We start from the raw sequence: 17197 nt of genomic DNA on the forward strand, positions 1-17197 counted from the left end.
TGTCCTCCCGGCGCGCCACCCTGGTCTCCGGCCTGCTCCTGGCCGCGGTATCCGCCACCGGCGGCGTCATCGTCGCGCAGCCCTGGGCCGCCGTGGCCGAGCCCGGCCGGGACGCCCCCCCACCTGTAGAAGGCGCCGCCTCCCTGGCCGCGCCCACCTCCGACGACCCCGCGGACACCTCGTCGTCCTCGTCGGATTCGTCGTCGAATTCGGCGCCGGATTCCTCGTCGGGCGGCTCCGGCGGCGCGGGTGACAGCGCGCGTGACGACGCCGCGAACGCCCCGGATGTCTCCGGCTCCTCCCGCGACGCGGGAGGTTCGCCGGGTGCGGCCCACGACTCCTCCGGCGCCTCCCGTCACTCCTCGCGCGGTTCCGAAGGCGCGTCGGGTGCGGCGCGGGACTCGTCCCGTGGTCCGGGCGATTCGTCCCGCTCGGTGCGCGCCGACTCCTCCGACGCCACCGCGAACGAACCCGACGCCACCGCGAACGAACCCGACGCCACCGCGAACGCACCGCGCGATTCCGGGAGCGCAGCGGACGACGCCGCGCCTGACAGACGGGCGGCGGACAAGGCCGGCTCCGGTTCCTCCGGAGGCTCGTCCGATACGGCCCGTGACTCCGCCGACAGCTCCGCCGGCTCGGCCGGGAGGTCACACGAGTCCGCTGGATCCTCCTCCGGGTCGTCCGGCGACGCCCCGGGCAGCAGGTCGGGCGGCACCTCCACCCGCGACCGGACGGCCCACGAGTCGCGCGATCCGGATCGCGATGGCCGGAGCGGCGTCACGGGCGACCGGACGGCTCGTGACACCCGTGATCACACCCGCCGCGGGTCCGGCCAGACCAGCGCCGACCGGCCGGTCGGCACCTCTCGCCACACCGGCAACGGCCGCGTCGAGGGCTCTGCCCCACCGCCGACCGCTCCGTCGCCGTACACGCCCGGTGGCACGGCGACGCCGCCGGTGTCCTCGCCGTCGGCTCCACAGGGACCCGTCCCCACCGCGACCAGCGGTCCCATGACGAAGGCCCTGGCCGCGCCAAGCGGGCAGAGCAAGCCGGAGCCGACGGCCGGCGGCGCCGCAACCGCGACTCCCGGCCAGACCGCTCAGGGCGCGCCGGCGCCCACCGCGAGCAGCGCGCCCACCGCGACGGCTCCCGCACCTGCCGAAAGCGGCTCCACCGCGCCCACCGCGAGCAGCGCGCCCACCGCGACCGCGACGCCGCAGGGCAGCCCGAACGCGACCGTCTCGGTGAGCGTCTCGCCCAGCCCGGACTCCACGGCGAGCAGCCAGCCGAGCCCCACGGCCACGGAGAAGCCGACAGACAAACCCACAGACAAACCCACAGACAAACCCACAGACAAACCCACAGACAAACCCACAGACAAACCCACAGACAAACCCACTGCCAAGCCGACGGAGAAGCCGACGGCCAAGCCCACCGCGAAGCCGAAGCCCACGGCCAAACCGGCGCCGGACGACAAGCCGACGCACAAGCCGACGCAGCAGCCTCCGGAGCCCAAGCCGAGCGCGACCGTCACCTCGACCGCGCTTCCCGCCGGCACCCCGCCCGCCGTCCCCCAGACGGGCGGCACGGCGACGCCGACGCGGACGGCCCTTCCGCCCGTGACGCCCACGACTCCTACGGCCGTGCCGACGCTTCCGGGCAGCCCGACGTGGGGGATCCCCGCGCCGTCGCTCACCGGCCGGTCCGCGGCGGTGCCGCCTGCCGCGGGCGGACAGCCGCCGACCGCGCCGATCGCGATCCCGGGATACCTGCCGCTGCCGCCGCTGGTCGCCCACGCGCACCATCGGTGCGGGGACGACGGCACGGGCGGCTGCTGGAGCCTCGCGCCATGGCGGAGCCGTACGTCCGGGCACTCCGACGAGTTCCTGGGCGGCGAGCAGACGAGCGGCACGGCGACGCCGCGGTGGGCCTTCGCCCCGCCGAGCGTGAAGCCGGGCCTGCCCAGCCCGTCGGGCGTCCCGGGCGCGTTCAGCGCGCCGTTCGCCGGGTTCGCGCTCGCGGCGGACGAACCGGACGCGGGCCGGGCCGGATGCTGGGCCTTCAGCCCTTCCGCCCACTGCGCGAGATGGTACTGACCGTACGCCGCTGACCACGTGTTATGCCGTCACCGTCCCGGGCAGGCTGCACCGCATGGAGCACATGGCGGAGGACCCGGCCACGGTGACGGCGGTCACGGTGACGCCCTGCGAGGACGGCCCGCTGCTGGTGCGCGGGCCGTTCACGCTCATGACGCAGGACGGGCGGCGCATCGATCCGGGCAGGGCCACGGTGGCGCTGTGCCGCTGCGGCCGGTCCTCGACCAAGCCGTTCTGCGACGGCTCTCACAAGGCGGTCGGCTTCCGCGCGACGAGCGAGCCCGACCCGCTCGCCTGACAGAAGAAAGCCCCGACCGCCGGTCCACTGCCTCGTCCAAGAGCAAAGGGGCGCGCGCCTACCCGGCCCCGAGCGCCCGGCGACGGAGCCGGCGCATCGAGTGCGCGGCGACCCGCAGGCGCCGCCCCCCGTACGGCACGCCGCCGAGCGCGAACCTGGCGGCCAGGGCCGCCCAGCTGCAGGTGGCGCGTTCGAGCACCCAGACCGGCGCGAACAGGCCGGCGGTGGCGGGGAAGACCCGGCGGCCACCGGCGCGGCGGCGTCCGATCTCCGCCAGGCCCACCGCCACGGCCGCGCCCGCCGCGACCAACTCCGGCCGGCGTCGCCACAGAGCCGCGCCGACGCAGGGGAGGACGGCGAGGAAGACCGCCATCCGCGCCGGCTGCGCCAGGTCGTCGTACGCCTGCCGCACCCGCTGCGACCAGAACCGGCGTGCGTCGGGCGGCAGGCGCCGCACGTACAGGTCGAGCGGGCGGACCTCCCGGCCGCCGTGGGCGCGGACCGTGCGGATCAGTTCCAGGTTCTCGAACAGCACGTCACCGTCGTAGCCGCCCATCTTCTCGAACGTCGAGCGGCGTACGCCGAAGGTGCCCGGATAGTCCGCCCCGAGGCCGCGGTTGAGCAGGGTGCGGGCGCTGTCCCAGCGGGCGTGCCAGGGGAGCGGGTGGAAGTGGTTCTGCGGGCGGACGAGGTCGGCGTGGCCCAGCAGGGCGCGGACCCGGGCGAGCGCGTCCGCGTCGTAGCGCACGTCGTCGTCGGCGATGACCACGTGCTCGCTCCGGGCGCGGCGCATGCCGGTGAGCACGCCCGCCACCTTGCCGTTCGCGACCGTCAGGTCGTCGTCGGGCCGCACGTGCTCGGCGATGCCGCGCCACAGGCGCGCGTGCCGTTCGAACAGCGGCGACGGCGAGCCGTCGACCACCACGATCCGGGCGTGCCGGGCCAGGCCGCGCAGGTAGCCGGTCAGCTCCGCCAGCCCGGCGTCGTCGCGCCAGCGCAGCGGCAGCACGTAGTCGATCTCCACTGTGGTACGGCGTGATTCGGGTGGGCGGCGGCAGAGCGTGGTCATCGGGTCGTCACCTCGGCGTCCGCCTCCCACAGGGAGGTGCGCCCCTCCCGCCAGCGGCCCAGCAGGTGCTCCGCGAAGAGCCGGTCGAGGGTCAGCGCGCAGGCGGCGCCGTACAGGATGTCCCCGGTCAGGCCGGGATGTTCGGCGGCGAACGCGCCGCACAGGTCGTGCGCGGCGATCTGCTCGTGCACGGCGTCGGCCTGCACGTGCTCGTCGTAGTAGCGGCGCGCGCCGGCGTCGCCGCCCAGCCGCCGCAGGCCCTGGCTGTAGCGGCGGTTGGGAAGCGACGAGGTCATCTCGAACGCCGCGAGGTGCCCGAGGAGCGCGCCCCGGCGGCGGCGGTGCAGCCCGAACAGCGACATGACGTTGCTGATCGCGAGCGTCACACCGGGGGCGCTGCCCAGGTAGGCGCCATAGGAGTCGTCGAGGCCGAGCCCCCGCATGGTCGCGCGGAACAGCTCGGCGTGCATGCGCTCCGGCCTGCCCCCGCCGTACTCGTCGGACTGGATCTCCACCAGCGCGGCCTTCGGCCGCCCGAGCAGGCGCGGGATGCCCCAGGTGTGGGGGTCGGCCTCCTTGAGCTGGTAGATCGACCGATGGATCACGAACTCGCGGAACCGCCTGGCGTCGGCTCTGCCGCGCAGGTACGCCGACAGCGAGGGGCCGTCGTCGGCCGCCACCAGCGCCGCCAGGGCCCGGGGCACCTCCTGCGGCGGCGGAGCGGGCGGGCGGGGCACACGCCGGGCCAGCCACCGCTCGAACCACCTCTCCAGGCGCTCCCGCAGCGCCAGCACCGCCGGGTTCCACTCCCACCGGTCGTCGACGCCGTCGAAGCCCTGGTAGTGCAGCTCGTAACAGACGAACAGCGCGAGCTGGGAATCCTCCTCGACACCGTACGCGTCGGCGGGCGGTGGGCCGAAAGCGTGCGGCGGCCGGGACAGCTCCGCGAAGAGCCGGTCGGTGAGCGGGCCTCGGGGCGCGGGCAACTGCATCAGCTCTCCAGCAGGCGGTAGACGGACACGTGGGCGCGGCTGTCGTCGGTGAAGGGGAGGCCGGACCAGTCGGCCCAGCGGTGCTCCCGCTCCATCCCGGCGAGGCGGGCCATGAGGTCCAGCTCGCACGGCCAGGCGTAGCGGTGGTTGGCCGGCAGCAACCGCAGGCCGCCCGCGGTCATCCGCAGTCTCGTGGTGTGCATGAACTGCTCGGCCGGGCTCAGCCGGGCGGCCTCGACGACGACCTCGTCGTCGCCGAGCGACAGCAGCCGCAGCGACGTCCGATCCCGGAAGGCCGCGGGATCCGGCACCCACGCCTCGATCACGAAGCGCCCCCCGGGCCGCAGATGGGCCGCGGCGTTGTGGAAGCACCGCACCTGGGCGTCCTGGGAGGGCAGCGCGAAGACGGTGTTGAAGGCCAGCAGGACGAGCGCGAACCGCCCCTCGACCCGCACCTCCGAGAAGTCGCCCACGGTCACCGGGATCCGTTCGCCGCCGGGCTTGTCCCGGAGGACCGCCACCATGTCGGGCGACCCGTCGACACCCGCCACGGCCAGGCCGCGGGCGGCGAGGGGGAGCGCCAGCCTGCCGGTGCCGATCCCGAACTCCAGGACGGGCCCTCCCTCGGCCAGCCGGAAGACGCGCTCGACCGCCGGGCCGGTGGGCAGGTGCTCCACCATCTCGTCGTAGATGTCTGCGATCGCCCGCCCGTAGGCGGACGCATCGAACTCCCCCATACGTTCCCCCCCCCCAACACGACCGGCACGTGCCATGGGGCTGCCGGTCGGCCCGTCACGTCCCCAGGTCGCATACACGCGCGGTCACGGCCCGTCGGTGGGCAGCAGCGTGCCGAGGGGCCCCAGGTCGAGGTTGAGGTCGGACGGTGAGACGTCGAACCGCTCGCACAACTCGGTCATGGCCTCCTCCAGGCGCATCAGCGTCAGGCCGAGCGTCTCGACCTGCTCGTCGGACAGGTCGCCCTGGTCCATCCGCCGGATGGCCTGCCGTTCCACGAGCTGGCGCACCAGTTCGACGAGCGTCAGCACGAGACGGCTCAGGTCGCGCCGGACCGCGTCCGGGTCGGTGTTCAGCCGCCAGGGACTTCCCCTCCCGGTTTCCGCGCTCCGCTCCCACTGGTCCGCGCCGCCCGCCTCGGGCTCCACGCCCATCCGCCACGGCCCCGCCGCGGTGTCCCACGGAGCGCTCCTGGCCTCACCACCGGTCATCCTCACCCTCCCTCCTGCCGCCGCCGGGATCGTCCGTCCGCCGCCCGCCCTCCGCGTACGGCTCGCCGAGTGGGGCGAACGGCTCGGTGCCGCGTACGGAGCCGAGCAGCGCCCGCAGGGAGATGTGGACGAGGTCGATGTCGGCGATCGACAGCACGATGTCGCCGGTGATCACCACGCCGCCCGCGAGCAGCCGGTCGAGCAGGTCGACGAGCGCCACGCGCTCGGGCGGCAGGCGGCCGTCGGCCGCGAGGGCGGCGCCCCGCGTGCGCTCCGGCACGTACGCCGGGGTCCCGCCGGCCGTCATCGCACGCCCCCGGCCCGGTCCGCCCCGAGGTCGATCGAGGTGAAGGAGTAGGGCGCCCACGGGCCGGTGAGCTCGACGTCCAGGAACCGGTCGCGGTAGCCGCCGAGCACCGCGGCGAACGCCTCCTCGCGGGCCGGATCCACCAGGTAGGCGCCGTTGAGCACCATCGACTCGCTCCGCCCGGACAGCTGGGGGTCCTGCGGGCGGTGGCGGCGGCTCGCCACGGCGAGCTGTCCCAGTTCGGCGTGCAGGCGCTCGGCCCGCTCGGCCGCCGCCCGCCACAGGTCCTCCCTGCCGCGCAGGCTCTCCTTCTTCCGGCGCAGGTACGCCATGCCGGGGCTGCCGCCACCGGCCTCGGCGGTGGCCGCAGGCGCGGGGGAGGGAGGCGGCGTGTCCCGGCGCAGGTAGGCCTTGACGCCCCACTCCCGCCGTCCCGTGACATGCGACAGGATCTCCGCGAAGTCGTCGTGGCGGCGGTCGAGGAGGTCGCGGACCTGCTCCTCGCCGGTGTAGACGGTCACGAGGCGCACGGGGGCGGCCGGCCCGGCCGCCGCCAGCGCCTCGACGACCCGATGATGGGCGCGGGCGACTCCCTCCACCCAGTCGAGGTCCTCCAGCGAGCGGCGCAGTGGTTCCTCCCCGAACCGGTCGAGGGGCACGTCGCTGACGTGGGCCACGAGCCCGCCGTGGGACACGGGCCGCACCGCGCCGTCCATGACGCCGCGCAGGTCACGAGGGGGCTCGCCGCCGGACGTCACCGCGTACAGGTAGACCCCCTGGCCGGGACCGCCCACGGCGGGGTGGTTCTCACTCACGGCGGGGTGTTTCTCACTCACGGCCGGGCTCCGATCCGCCGGGCCGGCCGAGCCGCCGGGCGCGAGCCTCGGCCTGGCGGTCGCCCCGCCGCTCACCCGGTCGCTCGTCCGCGCGCTCGCCCGGTTCGAGTTCCGTCCGCTCCTCCCAGGCGAGCAGGCGCTCCTCGACCGCGTTCAGGCGGTCGCGGAGCCGGCGGTTCTCCTCGACCAGTTCGCGGTCCTTGCCGCTCAGCCACGGGTCGCGCTCCCACCAGTCGATGCCGATCTCTCGCGCGGTGTCGACCGAGGCGATGACCAGCCGCAGCTTGATGGTCAGCAGCTCGATCTCCAGCAGGTTCACCCGGATGTCGCCGGCGATCACGATGCCCCGGTCGAGCACGCGTTCCAGGATGTCGCCCAGGTTGGTCGACTCCCGGCCCATGACGGGCGGCGGCGCGTAAGACTCGCGCAGGACGGGACGCGAGCGGGGATCGGTCATAGCCCACCGCCGTAGGCGCCGGAGCCGCGCCGATAGGTCCGGGTGCGCCGGTAGGACATGAGGTTCCCCTCGTCGTCCACCTGGCATTCGTAGATCGACAGCATGTCGCTGGTGGACGGGATCCTGCGGTCCTCGACGACCTCGACGTCCACCAGCCAGCCGTTCTCCACGGGTTCCACCGACGTGACCCCCTCCGTGTCCTTGGAGGTCAGGTCCGCGATGTAGCGCAGGCCGAGCCGGCCGGCCGACACCGCGTTCAGCGCGGCCCGGCGCCGGCGCGGCTCGGCACCGCGTTCGTCTTCGCCTTCGGACTCGTCGTACGGCCCGTCCTCCTCGACGGGCATGCCCGAGGGGGCCCGCCGCCCGTGCGGCGCGGCGTCCTCGTCGTAACGGACTCTCCGCCGGGGAGGCATGGGATCACCCCCTCCGCGGGCCGCTCATGAGCCTGAGGATCTCTTCCACGGCCTGGGCCTCCTCCTCTTCGGAGATCTGGCCCGAGCGTCTGGCCTCCTCGATGGCCTCCAGCCGCCGCCGGACCGCCGCCGGATCCCTCAGCTCATGCTCGACCTGCTGCTGGATCAGCTCGCCCAGCCGGATGACGCCGTGGATCGGGGCGAGCGGCCAGGTGAACAGCATGCTGATCAGTCCCACGGCAGCCTCCCCTCATGAGTCAGGTGGTGACGAAGTCGTACGGCGCCATCGGCCCGAGCAGCCGGACCTCGACCCGGTCTCCCCACTCGGAGCGCAACTCCCCGACGGCGCGTTCGAAGTCGGCCTGGCGGTCGTTCTCCACGAGGAACGCGACGTGCGCGGCGTCCCGCTCGTGGCTGGGGTCCCGGATCACGGCGCCGTCGGTGAAGGGCTCGAAGCGTTCGACGACCGCCTGCGTGTCGGCCTCGCGTTTCGCGGCGATGATCTGCGTGATCAGCTCGCCGAGGCGGATCCGTTCGTTGCGTGTCACCTCTTCCGGCAACTGCCTGATCCGTTCGCGCAACTGCCTGGCCTCGGCGTTCTCCGTCAGCACCTCGACCAGCACCGGTTGCTCGGCGTACCGCGCCTTGAGGACGAACTGGGCACGCCCCTCGATCTGCTTCAGGGCGGCCGCGAACGAGTCGTGATGCGGGGCCAGCAGCTCCTCCACGACCGCCTCCGGCGTGGTCATCACGGCGCCGAACCGCAGGGGAAGCACGGGGACCTCGGCCGCGGCCTCGTCGAGCAGCTGCTCGTGGGCCACCAGGTCCTGGGCGCGGCCGAGGGGGCGGTCCACGTCGACGTCGCTCACCAGGGCGGCGATCTCACCATGCCTGATGATCTTGATCTGGCTGGGGGGATCGCCCACCCCGATGGCGTCCTCGCTGATCTCCACGTCCTCCGGGAGGATGCCGTAGACGTAGCACGCGGTGTTGCGCTGCGGGGCCTCGGCCCGGTCGCCCGCCCCGGACTGCCTGATGGAGCCCGACATCTCAGTCCTCCTCCCGTCGACGCCTGCGGGTACGCGGGGCGGGTTCCTCCTCCGCGTAGTTCGCCAAGATGTCCTGCAGCTTCTCTCCGGCCGCCTCCAGCACGCCCTGGGCCACGCCCTTGGACTTGCCGTGGGCGATGCTCTGGGGGGCGCTCGACAGGAGATCGGGCAGCCCCTGCTGCTGGGATGCCAGGTCCAGCCGGTTCACCGCCTCCGCGAATCGGAGATAGGTGTCGACGCTCGCGACGACGACGCGCACGTCGATGGTCAGAATCTCGATGCCGACCAGTGAGACCCGCACGTAGGCATCGATCACGAGGCCCTTGTCCAGGATCGTGTCAATGACGTCTGCCAGGCCCGATCCCGACGACCGGCCCGGCAATCCGCCGCCACCCGTCGGTGGAACGGCTACCGTCATATGTTTCCCCTCCTCGGTTCCGTGTCGTGTTTCCGATCACTCGCCCCGCCCGCCGCCATCCCGGCGTACGGGCGGCTGCTCCACTTGTCGCTGTTGGTGCCTCCTATTCCGGGGGGCGGCGGCGCCGGACCAGGGGGCGGCGGCGCACCGGCCGCTCCTCCCCCGCCCCTGCGTGGGCCTCGCCCGTCTCCTCGGTCTCCTCGCCCCTGCGGGCCTGTTCGCCTTCGCCTCGCTCGGTCTCCGCCCCGCGCCGCCGGACCGGTGCCCGCGTGCCGCGCTCCTCGGGCTCGGCGGCACGCGTCCGGGTGGCCGGCGGCCTGGTGCGGCCGCCCGCCTGGGCGCCCGCGTAGGCGGGCCTGCGCGCCCGCTCGGGCTCCTCCTCCTCCTCTTCTTCTTCCTCTTCCTCGTACGGCTCTTCTTCGGCGCCCTCTTCTTCGGCGCCTTCTTCTTCCGGGGCCTCTTCCTCGGGCTCCTCGAACTCCTCGGCTTCCTCGCGTTCCTCGGGGGCCTCCTCGCCCCGCTCGCGCTCCTCGCGCAGCGCCGTCTCGTGGTCCTTGACGACCTCGCTGTCGCGGATCTCGCCCCGCCAGCCCTCGATCTCCTCGGGACGCAGCAGGGAGTTGGTCATGACGTGCCGTTTGAAGTGCTTGAACTCAAGCCGGACCCGGCGGCCCTGGGCCCGCCACAGGTTGCCGACACGCTCGAAGAAGCCCTGCGGGTGATACTCGACGACGAGCAGGACCCGGGTCAGTTCGGGCGTGATCTCGTGGAAGGTCACCGAGCCGTCCGGGAAGCCCTTCGGCCCCTGCGACCGCCAGATGATCCTGCTGTCGGGGATCTGCTCGACGATCGTCGACTCCCACGTGCGGTGGGACCAGAAGACCTGCGCCTTCCACCCGAGCTTCTCGTCGGACTTCTGCTCGACGGTCTCGACCTTCTTCATGAAGCTCGGGAAGTCCTCGAACTGCGTCCACTGGTTGTAGACCAGGCGGAGCGGCGCGCCGATGTCGAGCGATTCGATGATGTTGGTGACCTTGAGCTTCTTGCCCTTGCGGCCCTTGCCTCCGCCGCCGCCCCTGCCGAACAGGCCCTTGATCTTCTCCTTGCCGTACGCCATGAGGGCCGCGCGTACGGGGTGGCCGCCTCCACCGTCCTCGGTGAGAGCGTGGGTGAGAGCGCCGAGCAGGCCGCCTCCGCTCGTCGCGCCGAACCGGTCGGCCACCGTCTTGAGCACTTCCCGGGCGTCCCGGCCGCGGGTGAGGCCGCCGAGCAGCCCCCTGAGCGCCTCTCGTCCGCCGCCCTCCTTCCCCGTGAGTGCGCTGAACAGCCCGGAGCCGCCGTGCTCCACGTAGTCGGTGAGACGGCCGGCCAGACCGTCGATCTTCTCGGCGACCCGGGACAACGCGCGCTCGGCGACGGCCGTGGCGAGGTTCTGGAACTCCTGCCCGAGCCGTTGCGTGGGCAGTGCCCCTTCGTCCGGCGCCCGTGTGGTGGCCTGCGCCCGATCTCGCGTTTGTTCGGTCATCGGTCTCACCTCCTCCGCATGATGGGACGGGTGGGACGGATCCGGGGCCGGCGCCGCTCCTCGGGTTCGGGCTCCTCTGCCTCCTCCTCGTACGGCTCCTCGTACTCCTCTTCCTCCTCGTAGGCCTCTTCGGGCTCAGGCTCGCGCTGCGGCGGACGGCGGCGGGGCACCCGGCGGCGGCCCTCCTCCGTCGGCCGCTCCTTCTCCTCTTCCTCTTCCTCCTCCGCCGCGGCCCGGCCCCGGCCCTTGGGCTGCCGGAGCGCCTCGGCGCGTTCGTGCAGCTTGTCGCTCAGGTTGTCGATCTGACGGCTGGTGGCGCGCATGGCCGCTGCCTTGCCGATGTCGAGCAGGTCGCCGCGCACGCGCTCGGTGATCTTGCCCAGGTCAGGGACGTTGCCGCCGAGGATCTTGGGAACCTGTTCGAGGAGGGCGCCCGCGGCTCCCTCACCCTTGAGGCGGGCGGCGAGGATGGCCAGCGCGAGCACCAGCGCCAGGCGCAGCTTGTGGTGCCGGCCGAGGTAATAGCCCGCGATGACAGCCAGGGCCACCTTCAGTCCGTCTTTCATGATCGCGCCTCCTACTGACCGCCCCGAAGCGCCGTTCCGGACATCCGCCCGTCTCGCCGTGCGGCGCTGCGATCTGACTGAACGGTATGAATGCCCTAGACAGGCACATAAAAACTCGATCCAGTACATACCGGGCAGTTTTGGTCGGACTTGATCCCTGTCTTAGGGCCATCCGCCCTGACCCTCGCCGCGCTCGCCGGTCTTGGTGTGTTGGAGGGGTTCCGATGACCCAACCTCGCCCCACCTCCGATGATTACTGTGTGCAAACCGGGTATCACGGGCGTGTATCGGCGGTAAGCGGTACCTACCGCGCGCTCGAAGCGGGGGAGTCACATGACCGAGACCAGAACGACGACCGCGACCGTCGAGCAGGCGCCCGGGCGGTCCCCTGGAACGCACGGCGGCGCCGGCCTGGTGACGGAGCGGGGCCGCACCACGATCGCCGACGAGGTGGTCGCGAAGATCGCCGGCATGGCGGCCCGCGAGATCGACGGAGTTTACGACTTCGGCACCGGCACGGCCCGCGCGTTCGGCGCGATCAGGGGGGCGCTCGGCGGGGAGGACGGTGTCACCCGGGGCATGTCGGTCGAGGTCGGCGAGCGGCAGGCCGCCGTGGACATCCACCTCATCGTCGAGTACGGCGTCGCGATCCCCGACCTCGCGCAGGCGGTGCGGAGCCATGTGATCCGCGCGGTGGAGCGCATGTGCGGGCTGGAGGTCACCGAGGTCAACATCGCGGTCGACGACGTCCACCTGCCGAGGCAGCAGGAGCCGCAGGAGTCGCAGGCGCCCGCGGACGGGGAGCCGCGGGTCCAATGAGCGCAGTTCCGGAGAGCGCGGGGGCGGAACACGGCCGCCGGCGGGTCCCGGTGCCCGAGCCTGCCGGGCGCGGCTCCCCGGAAGGCCCGCCGCCGGAGCGGAACGCCGGAGCGGAGGAAGCGGAACGCGAGGTCTCCGCCCGCCGGATAGCGGACCGCGTGCTGTCGTGTCCCGACGTCGCCGACCTGTCCCGTGGACCGTTCGGCGTGGTCGCGACGTACCTGCCCGGTGGTCTCGTCCCGGGCGTCGCCATACGGGACGACGCGATCGAGATCGACATCGTCGCCCGATACGGCAGGCCGCTGCCGGAGGTCGCCGACCTGGTCCGTGACGCGATCGGCGACCTGGCGGCCGGCCGAAGGGTGGACGTGACGATCGCCGACGTGGTCAGAGACGACGGCGAAAGGAAGGAATGATCATGGAAGGCTATCCGCTCTGGGGCCTCGTGGGGCTGCTGTTCGGCACGGTGCTTGGGGTGGTCGGGGCCTTCGGCGGCCTCGCCGCGTTCATCATCGTCCTGGTCCTCGGCATCGTCGGGTTCTTCGTCGGCCTGGTGCTCGAAGGCGGCGTACACCTGCCGCAGATGCACCCGAGACGACAATGAGCGTGCCCGCGGCGCACGGGACGACGACGATCTCGGAGCGCGCCTTCGCGAGGATCGCCGAGAAACTGGCGAGCGAGGACGAGCACGTGACCGGCCTGCCCCACGTGTCGGCGTCGGTGTGCGGGGCGGTCGCCGCGGTCCACTGCGATCTGGCCGTGCGTTACCCGGCGCCGGTGCCGCGGCTGGCCGCGAAGATCCGCGAGCACGTCCGGCGGCGGCTGCGTGAGCTGACCGGCATCGCCGTGGAGAACGTGGACATCGAGGTCGTGGAGCTTGTGCCCGAGCGGAGGGGTGGCGATGAGCGAAGGCCGAGGCCCATCTGAAAGGGGGCAGCGCTTCGTCCCGATGCGGGGGTCCGGGGGTGGGGCGGCCCGCCGGTCCTTCCGGCCCAGCCGGGGGCTGCCGGCCGTGGTCGCCGCGCTGGCGCTGCTGGCGATCGGAGGCCTCACCGCCGTCCACGTGGTCTCCGCGCTGCTGGGGCTCCCCGTCAAGATCGTGCCATACGAAGGGTGGGCCCGCTGGGCGACCACCGCGGCCTGGGACGACGGCCGAGCCCTCGCGGTGGCCTCCGCGCTGGCCCTGATCGGACTGGTGCTGATACTGATCGCGGCCGTCCCCGGCCGGGGGCGGATGATCGCGCTGCGCACCGGGGACCCCGACCTGGTGGTCGGCCTGCCGCGCCGTGCGCTGGCGCGGGCGCTGAGAGCCAGGGCGAACCAGGTGGACGGCGTGCGCGCGGCCGGAGTGCGGTTGCGCGGCTGGCAGGCGAACGTGTCGGTCCGGACGGACCTGCGCGACACGACGGCGCTCCAGGAGCGCGTGCGGGCGGCCGTCGGGGACGAACTGGCCCGGCTCGCCCCCGCCCGCCGTGTCTCGCTGCACCTGCGCGTGCACGGGCCGTCATAGGCGAAGGAGGCAGGACCGTGAAGACGAGATCGGGCAAGGGCAACCGGGCGGGCCTGGCGTTGTTCGGCCTGGTCCTGCTGGCCGCGGGCGGCCTCGCGCTCGCGCGGGCGCTGGGCGCCTTCGGCGGCGCCGCGGTGCGGGGGCCGGTGGTGGACGCGGGGGCCAGGAGTCTCGCGGCGACGACGCCGTGGTTCTGGCCGGTCGTGGCCGCCATCGGATTCGTGATCGGGCTCATCGGGCTGGCCTGGCTTCTGGCGCTGCTGCGGATCGACCGGCCGCGGCGGCTGCGCCTGGAGTCGGACACGTCAGGGGTCACCGAGGTCGACACGCATCCCGCGAGCGCGGCCCTGGCCGAGCAGGTCAGCGCCTATCCGGACGTTCGCAGGGCGCACGCCGTGCTGCGCGGTTCGTCCGACGACCCGCACCTCGACCTCGGCGTCTCCGCCGTGGAACCGGCCGACCTCGGGGCACTGGTCACCCGGTTGCACGATGAGGCCGTCCCGAACCTGCGCACCACGCTCGGCCTGAGCCGCCTCCCGGCGATGGTCCGGCTCAACATCACCGGCGGCCGCCGGACCCGCGAGGTCCACTGAACCCCCAACACCGGGCCCGCAACACCGGGCCCGCAGCGGAGGGCGGCCCACCTGGTGTGCCGCCCTCCGCGGTCGTCACAGACCGTCGTTCTTGGTGCTACAACTCACGAGGAAGGAGCCCTGGCCCAGGCCCTGATAGGGGGAGGAGAGCTCCACCTTGAAGGAGCCGTTCTCCGACAGGCTCGTGCCGTACCTGGTGGTGATGGTCTTCTCCTGTGCCCCGGTCGAGGTGAAGGCGGTGCTTCCGGCGCCGAGGTACACCCACTGGTTGCGGGTCTGGTTGCTCTTGCGATACCAGCGGTAGTCGACGGTGGCAGGGCCGTCGGCCACGGCGAGCTTCGCGGTGAGCGTGAGCTCGGCGGGCCGGCCGGGCCCGCACACCTCGTTCTCGTCGGTGCGCTGCTTGCTGATGTCGGACACCGTCGGCTTGACGCAGACCGTGTCGAATGAGGCGGCCTGGGTGTCGGCGACGCCGGCCGGCTCGACGATCCTGAGGCGCATCGTGCCCTTGAGGCTGGTCGTGCGGACGAAGCCGTTGACGACCGTCTTGGTGCCGGGCGCGTCGAACGTCACGGAGACGGGGTTGGGACCGGGCCAGGGCTGGTTCTCCTGGTTGATCCAGAGGTACTTCACGGTCGTCGGCGCGGAGACCGTGATCTTCGCTGACAACACGTGCTTAAGACCGGACTCCGTCTCGTTGCACGGGCCGGTGTAGGCGGCCGGGGTGACCTGCATCTGTGAGGCGATCACCCCCGGGTCGACGCAGACGGTGTCGAACGTGGCGGCCTCGGTCTCCGCACCACCGAGCTCGTCGGCGAGCTTCAAGCGCATCGTGCCCTTGAGGCTGGTCGTGCGGAAGAAGACGTTGCTGACCGTTTTGCTGCCGGGCGCGTCGAAGGTCACCGAACCCGGGGTCCAGAAACCGTAGTCGGCCATCCACGAATAGTTGACGGTCATGGGCTTGGTGACCGTGATGGTCGCCGAGACCGTGTGCTCCAGGCCGTACGGCCCCACCTTGCACGAGCCGGTGTAGGTGGAGGGAGTGACCTTCATCCCCGACGCGGTGACGTACGGGTTCGCGGGGGCGCTGGGCGTCGGGGTCGCCGTGACCGCCGCCTGTGCGGTCGCCTGCTGCACGGGCACGGCGAGCAGCAGCCCCGCCAGCAGCACACCGGCGATCCCGAGCCTTCGGAGGAACGCTGGACGTCTCACATGACACCTCGTGTGTGATCGGAAGGCGCCCATGGTCTCCGGCCAGAATGGGAGCCAACTTGCGGATCACTGCAACGAGTGGCCGGACAGGACCTCGGCGAGGACGGCGGCCTGGCTGTGCTCGACGTCCCTGGTCGCGGTGAGCAGGGTCAGCGGCCCGCTCTCCATGAGGCGGCGCAGCCGGTCGAGGGCGGCGCGCCGCTCGGGATCGTCCAGCTCAGCGAGGTAGCGGCTGCGGAACTCGCCGAACCTCTCGGGGACGTGGCCATACCAGGTGCGCAGGGCGCCGGACGGCGCCACGTCCTTGAGCCATTCGTCCAGGTGAGCGGCTTCCTTGGTGAGGCCGCGCGGCCACACCCGGTCGACCAGCACCCGTGTCCCGTCCCCGGGCGCGGGCTCCTCGTACACGCGGCGGACCGTGACGGACATCGCCCTCACCTCCTCCTGCAGCCATACTCCCCAGCGGGCGGATGCGCACGCCGGTGTCCGGCAGCCGGACAAGGTGTGTAACTGAAAGTTTCACTTTCCGTAAGGGCGTTGTCGCTGGTCGGGATTTCGTTCAAGTCGTCGACCAATTCGGTCCATGTCGCCCACCTCGGCCCGATGTCTATGGTCCGGGACATGAGGATGCGAATGATCACGGCGGGTCTCGCCATGCTCGGCTCGGTCGCCGCGTCGCTCGTCGTCGGTCAGGCGGCGCACGCGGACACGGCGATCTGCGAGAAGTACGGCTCGACCACAATCCAGGGCAAGTACGTCGTCATGAACAACAACTGGGGCGATGACACGCAGCAGTGCATCAACGTCACCAGCACCGGGTTCTCGGTGACGCAGGCGTCCCACAACAAGGCGCAGAACGGCGCCCCCGGCGCCTACCCCGCGGTCTACGCCGGCTGTCACTACGCCAACTGCTCCAGCGGCAGCGGTCTCCCCCTGCAGGTGAGCAACAGTCAGTTCAACACCGTCCAGACCAGCGTCAGCATGACGTACCCCGGCTCGGGCGTGTACGACGCGGCGTACGACATCTGGTTCGACCCGACCGCGCGCAAGGACGGCCAGAACACCGGCGCCGAGCTGATGGTCTGGCTGAACCACACCGGCTCCATCCAGCCGGTCGGCTCGAAGGTCGGCACGGTCAACCTCGCCGGCGCCACCTGGGACGTCTGGTACGGCAACAGCGGCTGGAACGTCGTCTCCTACGTCCGCACCTCGCCGACGAACTCGCTCAGCTTCGCGGTGAGGACCTTCTTCGACGACATGGTGAGCCGGGGCTACGGCCAGCGGTCGTGGTACCTGACCAGCGTTCAGGCCGGGTTCGAGCCCTGGGTGGGCGGCACCGGGCTGGCGGTGAACAACTTCTCCTACAGCATCGGCGGCACGGTTCCCACCGACCCGTCGCCGAGCCCGACCGCGTCGCACAGCCCCACGCCCCCGCCGAGCGGCAACGGCGCCTGCCGGGTGAGCTACAGCAAGAACGAGTGGCCCGGCGGCTTCACCGGCAACGTCACCGTCACCAACACCTCCTCCAGCCCGGTGAACGGCTGGACCGTCGGCTTCTCCTTCCCGAACGGCCAGAAGCTCACCGGCTACTGGAGCGCCGACGTCACCCAGAGCGGGTCGTCGGTGACCGCGAAGAACCTGTCGTACAACGGCTCGATCCCGGCCGGCGGCAACGTCTCGTTCGGCTTCCAGGGCACCTGGAACGGCTCGAACGGCAACCCCACCGGCTTCACGCTGAACGGCACCCCCTGCTCGTCCTGAACACCGTGAAAAAGCGCCGCCGGAGGGATGTCCCTCCGGCGGCGCCG

26 protein-coding genes are annotated in these 17197 nt (G+C 72.3%); 9 read left to right on the forward strand and 17 right to left on the reverse strand.

Annotation, left to right across the window (positions count from 1 at the left end; genetic code table 11):
- Positions 1 to 814: 814 nt before the first annotated feature.
- Positions 815 to 1015 (reverse strand): hypothetical protein, encoded by a 201-nt coding sequence (locus ACQEVJ_RS01760; RefSeq protein ID WP_433096446.1) that lies wholly within the window; start codon positions 1013 to 1015, stop codon positions 815 to 817.
- An 87-nt stretch (positions 1016 to 1102) separates the two neighbouring features.
- Positions 1103 to 1330, reverse strand: coding sequence for a hypothetical protein (locus ACQEVJ_RS01765; RefSeq protein ID WP_433096448.1), 228 nt, complete (start codon positions 1328 to 1330; stop codon positions 1103 to 1105).
- 316 nt (positions 1331 to 1646) lie between these two features.
- Between ACQEVJ_RS01765 and ACQEVJ_RS01770 the strand changes: the two genes are divergently transcribed.
- Both ACQEVJ_RS01770 and ACQEVJ_RS01775 read left to right on the forward strand, forming a co-directional pair.
- Complete coding sequence (locus tag ACQEVJ_RS01770) at positions 1647 to 2099, forward strand: hypothetical protein (protein WP_433096450.1); 453 nt, start codon at positions 1647 to 1649, stop codon at positions 2097 to 2099.
- Positions 2100 to 2154: 55 nt separating this feature from the next.
- Positions 2155 to 2397 (forward strand): CDGSH iron-sulfur domain-containing protein, encoded by a 243-nt coding sequence (locus ACQEVJ_RS01775; RefSeq protein ID WP_433096452.1) that lies wholly within the window; start codon positions 2155 to 2157, stop codon positions 2395 to 2397.
- A gap of 58 nt (positions 2398 to 2455) precedes the next feature.
- Here ACQEVJ_RS01775 and ACQEVJ_RS01780 read toward each other — a convergent pair whose 3' ends face one another.
- The 13 genes from ACQEVJ_RS01780 to ACQEVJ_RS01840 all read right to left on the reverse strand — a co-directional run bounded on the left by ACQEVJ_RS01780 (position 2456) and on the right by ACQEVJ_RS01840 (position 11255).
- Positions 2456 to 3466: a glycosyltransferase gene (locus ACQEVJ_RS01780; RefSeq protein WP_433096454.1), complete on the reverse strand. Its 1011-nt coding sequence runs from the start codon at positions 3464 to 3466 to the stop codon at positions 2456 to 2458.
- Positions 3463 to 4458 (reverse strand): iron-containing redox enzyme family protein, encoded by a 996-nt coding sequence (locus ACQEVJ_RS01785; RefSeq protein ID WP_433096456.1) that lies wholly within the window; start codon positions 4456 to 4458, stop codon positions 3463 to 3465. The genes ACQEVJ_RS01780 and ACQEVJ_RS01785 overlap by 4 nt, the downstream gene beginning before the upstream one ends.
- A complete protein-coding gene (locus ACQEVJ_RS01790; protein WP_433096458.1) occupies positions 4458 to 5195 on the reverse strand; it encodes a class I SAM-dependent DNA methyltransferase in 738 nt (245 codons plus the stop codon). Before ACQEVJ_RS01790 ends, ACQEVJ_RS01785 begins: the two co-directional genes overlap by 1 nt.
- Positions 5196 to 5279: 84 nt before the next feature.
- Positions 5280 to 5684, reverse strand: a complete 405-nt coding sequence (locus tag ACQEVJ_RS01795; RefSeq protein ID WP_433096460.1) for a gas vesicle protein K — start codon at positions 5682 to 5684, stop codon at positions 5280 to 5282.
- Positions 5671 to 5991, reverse strand: a complete 321-nt coding sequence (locus tag ACQEVJ_RS01800) for a gas vesicle protein (RefSeq protein ID WP_433096462.1) — start codon at positions 5989 to 5991, stop codon at positions 5671 to 5673. Before ACQEVJ_RS01800 ends, ACQEVJ_RS01795 begins: the two co-directional genes overlap by 14 nt.
- Positions 5988 to 6827, reverse strand: a complete 840-nt coding sequence (locus tag ACQEVJ_RS01805) for a GvpL/GvpF family gas vesicle protein (protein WP_433096464.1) — start codon at positions 6825 to 6827, stop codon at positions 5988 to 5990. Before ACQEVJ_RS01805 ends, ACQEVJ_RS01800 begins: the two co-directional genes overlap by 4 nt.
- Positions 6820 to 7284: a gas vesicle protein gene (locus ACQEVJ_RS01810; RefSeq protein WP_433096467.1), complete on the reverse strand. Its 465-nt coding sequence runs from the start codon at positions 7282 to 7284 to the stop codon at positions 6820 to 6822. Before ACQEVJ_RS01810 ends, ACQEVJ_RS01805 begins: the two co-directional genes overlap by 8 nt.
- Positions 7281 to 7697, reverse strand: a complete 417-nt coding sequence (gene gvpO / locus ACQEVJ_RS01815) for a gas vesicle protein GvpO (RefSeq protein WP_433096469.1) — start codon at positions 7695 to 7697, stop codon at positions 7281 to 7283. The genes ACQEVJ_RS01810 and gvpO overlap by 4 nt, the downstream gene beginning before the upstream one ends.
- A gap of 4 nt (positions 7698 to 7701) precedes the next feature.
- Entirely contained in the window at positions 7702 to 7935 is a 234-nt protein-coding gene (locus ACQEVJ_RS01820; RefSeq protein WP_433096471.1) for a gas vesicle protein GvpG, read from the reverse strand.
- A 19-nt stretch (positions 7936 to 7954) separates the two neighbouring features.
- Positions 7955 to 8746 (reverse strand): GvpL/GvpF family gas vesicle protein, encoded by a 792-nt coding sequence (locus tag ACQEVJ_RS01825; RefSeq protein ID WP_433096473.1) that lies wholly within the window; start codon positions 8744 to 8746, stop codon positions 7955 to 7957.
- Position 8747: 1 nt separating this feature from the next.
- On the reverse strand, positions 8748 to 9164 hold the full coding sequence (gene gvpJ / locus ACQEVJ_RS01830; RefSeq protein ID WP_433096475.1) for a gas vesicle protein GvpJ: 417 nt from the start codon (positions 9162 to 9164) through the stop codon (positions 8748 to 8750).
- Between the two features lie 103 nt (positions 9165 to 9267).
- Positions 9268 to 10689: an SRPBCC family protein gene (locus ACQEVJ_RS01835; RefSeq protein WP_433096477.1), complete on the reverse strand. Its 1422-nt coding sequence runs from the start codon at positions 10687 to 10689 to the stop codon at positions 9268 to 9270.
- Between the two features lie 5 nt (positions 10690 to 10694).
- A complete protein-coding gene (locus ACQEVJ_RS01840; RefSeq protein WP_433096479.1) occupies positions 10695 to 11255 on the reverse strand; it encodes a hypothetical protein in 561 nt (186 codons plus the stop codon).
- A gap of 333 nt (positions 11256 to 11588) precedes the next feature.
- Here ACQEVJ_RS01840 and ACQEVJ_RS01845 point away from each other — a divergent pair, with 333 nt between their 5' ends.
- Genes ACQEVJ_RS01845 through ACQEVJ_RS01870 form a run of 6 tightly spaced genes read left to right on the forward strand, consistent with a single transcriptional unit; the run spans position 11589 to position 14177 of the window.
- Positions 11589 to 12074, forward strand: coding sequence for an Asp23/Gls24 family envelope stress response protein (locus ACQEVJ_RS01845; protein WP_433096481.1), 486 nt, complete (start codon positions 11589 to 11591; stop codon positions 12072 to 12074).
- Complete coding sequence (locus tag ACQEVJ_RS01850) at positions 12071 to 12490, forward strand: hypothetical protein (protein WP_433096483.1); 420 nt, start codon at positions 12071 to 12073, stop codon at positions 12488 to 12490. The genes ACQEVJ_RS01845 and ACQEVJ_RS01850 overlap by 4 nt, the downstream gene beginning before the upstream one ends.
- 2 nt (positions 12491 to 12492) lie before the next feature.
- The gene (locus ACQEVJ_RS01855; protein WP_433096485.1) at positions 12493 to 12678 is read left to right on the forward strand and encodes a hypothetical protein; all 186 of its coding nucleotides are present in this window, start codon (positions 12493 to 12495) and stop codon (positions 12676 to 12678) included.
- On the forward strand, positions 12675 to 13001 hold the full coding sequence (locus ACQEVJ_RS01860) for an Asp23/Gls24 family envelope stress response protein (protein ID WP_433096487.1): 327 nt from the start codon (positions 12675 to 12677) through the stop codon (positions 12999 to 13001). The genes ACQEVJ_RS01855 and ACQEVJ_RS01860 overlap by 4 nt, the downstream gene beginning before the upstream one ends.
- On the forward strand, positions 12976 to 13584 hold the full coding sequence (locus tag ACQEVJ_RS01865) for a DUF6286 domain-containing protein (protein WP_433096489.1): 609 nt from the start codon (positions 12976 to 12978) through the stop codon (positions 13582 to 13584). The genes ACQEVJ_RS01860 and ACQEVJ_RS01865 overlap by 26 nt, the downstream gene beginning before the upstream one ends.
- Positions 13585 to 13601: 17 nt before the next feature.
- On the forward strand, positions 13602 to 14177 hold the full coding sequence (locus ACQEVJ_RS01870; protein ID WP_433096491.1) for an alkaline shock response membrane anchor protein AmaP: 576 nt from the start codon (positions 13602 to 13604) through the stop codon (positions 14175 to 14177).
- 75 nt (positions 14178 to 14252) lie between these two features.
- On the opposite strand, the gene ACQEVJ_RS01875 is transcribed toward ACQEVJ_RS01870, so the two are convergent.
- A complete protein-coding gene (locus tag ACQEVJ_RS01875) occupies positions 14253 to 15389 on the reverse strand; it encodes a hypothetical protein (RefSeq protein WP_433096493.1) in 1137 nt (378 codons plus the stop codon).
- 66 nt (positions 15390 to 15455) lie between these two features.
- Entirely contained in the window at positions 15456 to 15818 is a 363-nt protein-coding gene (locus ACQEVJ_RS01880; protein WP_433096495.1) for a DUF488 domain-containing protein, read from the reverse strand.
- A gap of 192 nt (positions 15819 to 16010) precedes the next feature.
- Here ACQEVJ_RS01880 and ACQEVJ_RS01885 point away from each other — a divergent pair, with 192 nt between their 5' ends.
- Complete coding sequence (locus tag ACQEVJ_RS01885; protein ID WP_433096497.1) at positions 16011 to 17150, forward strand: GH12 family glycosyl hydrolase domain-containing protein; 1140 nt, start codon at positions 16011 to 16013, stop codon at positions 17148 to 17150.
- Positions 17151 to 17197 lie beyond the last annotated feature (47 nt).

Source organism: Microbispora sp. CA-102843 (genome assembly GCF_050936215.1).
GTDB lineage: Bacteria > Actinomycetota > Actinomycetes > Streptosporangiales > Streptosporangiaceae > Microbispora.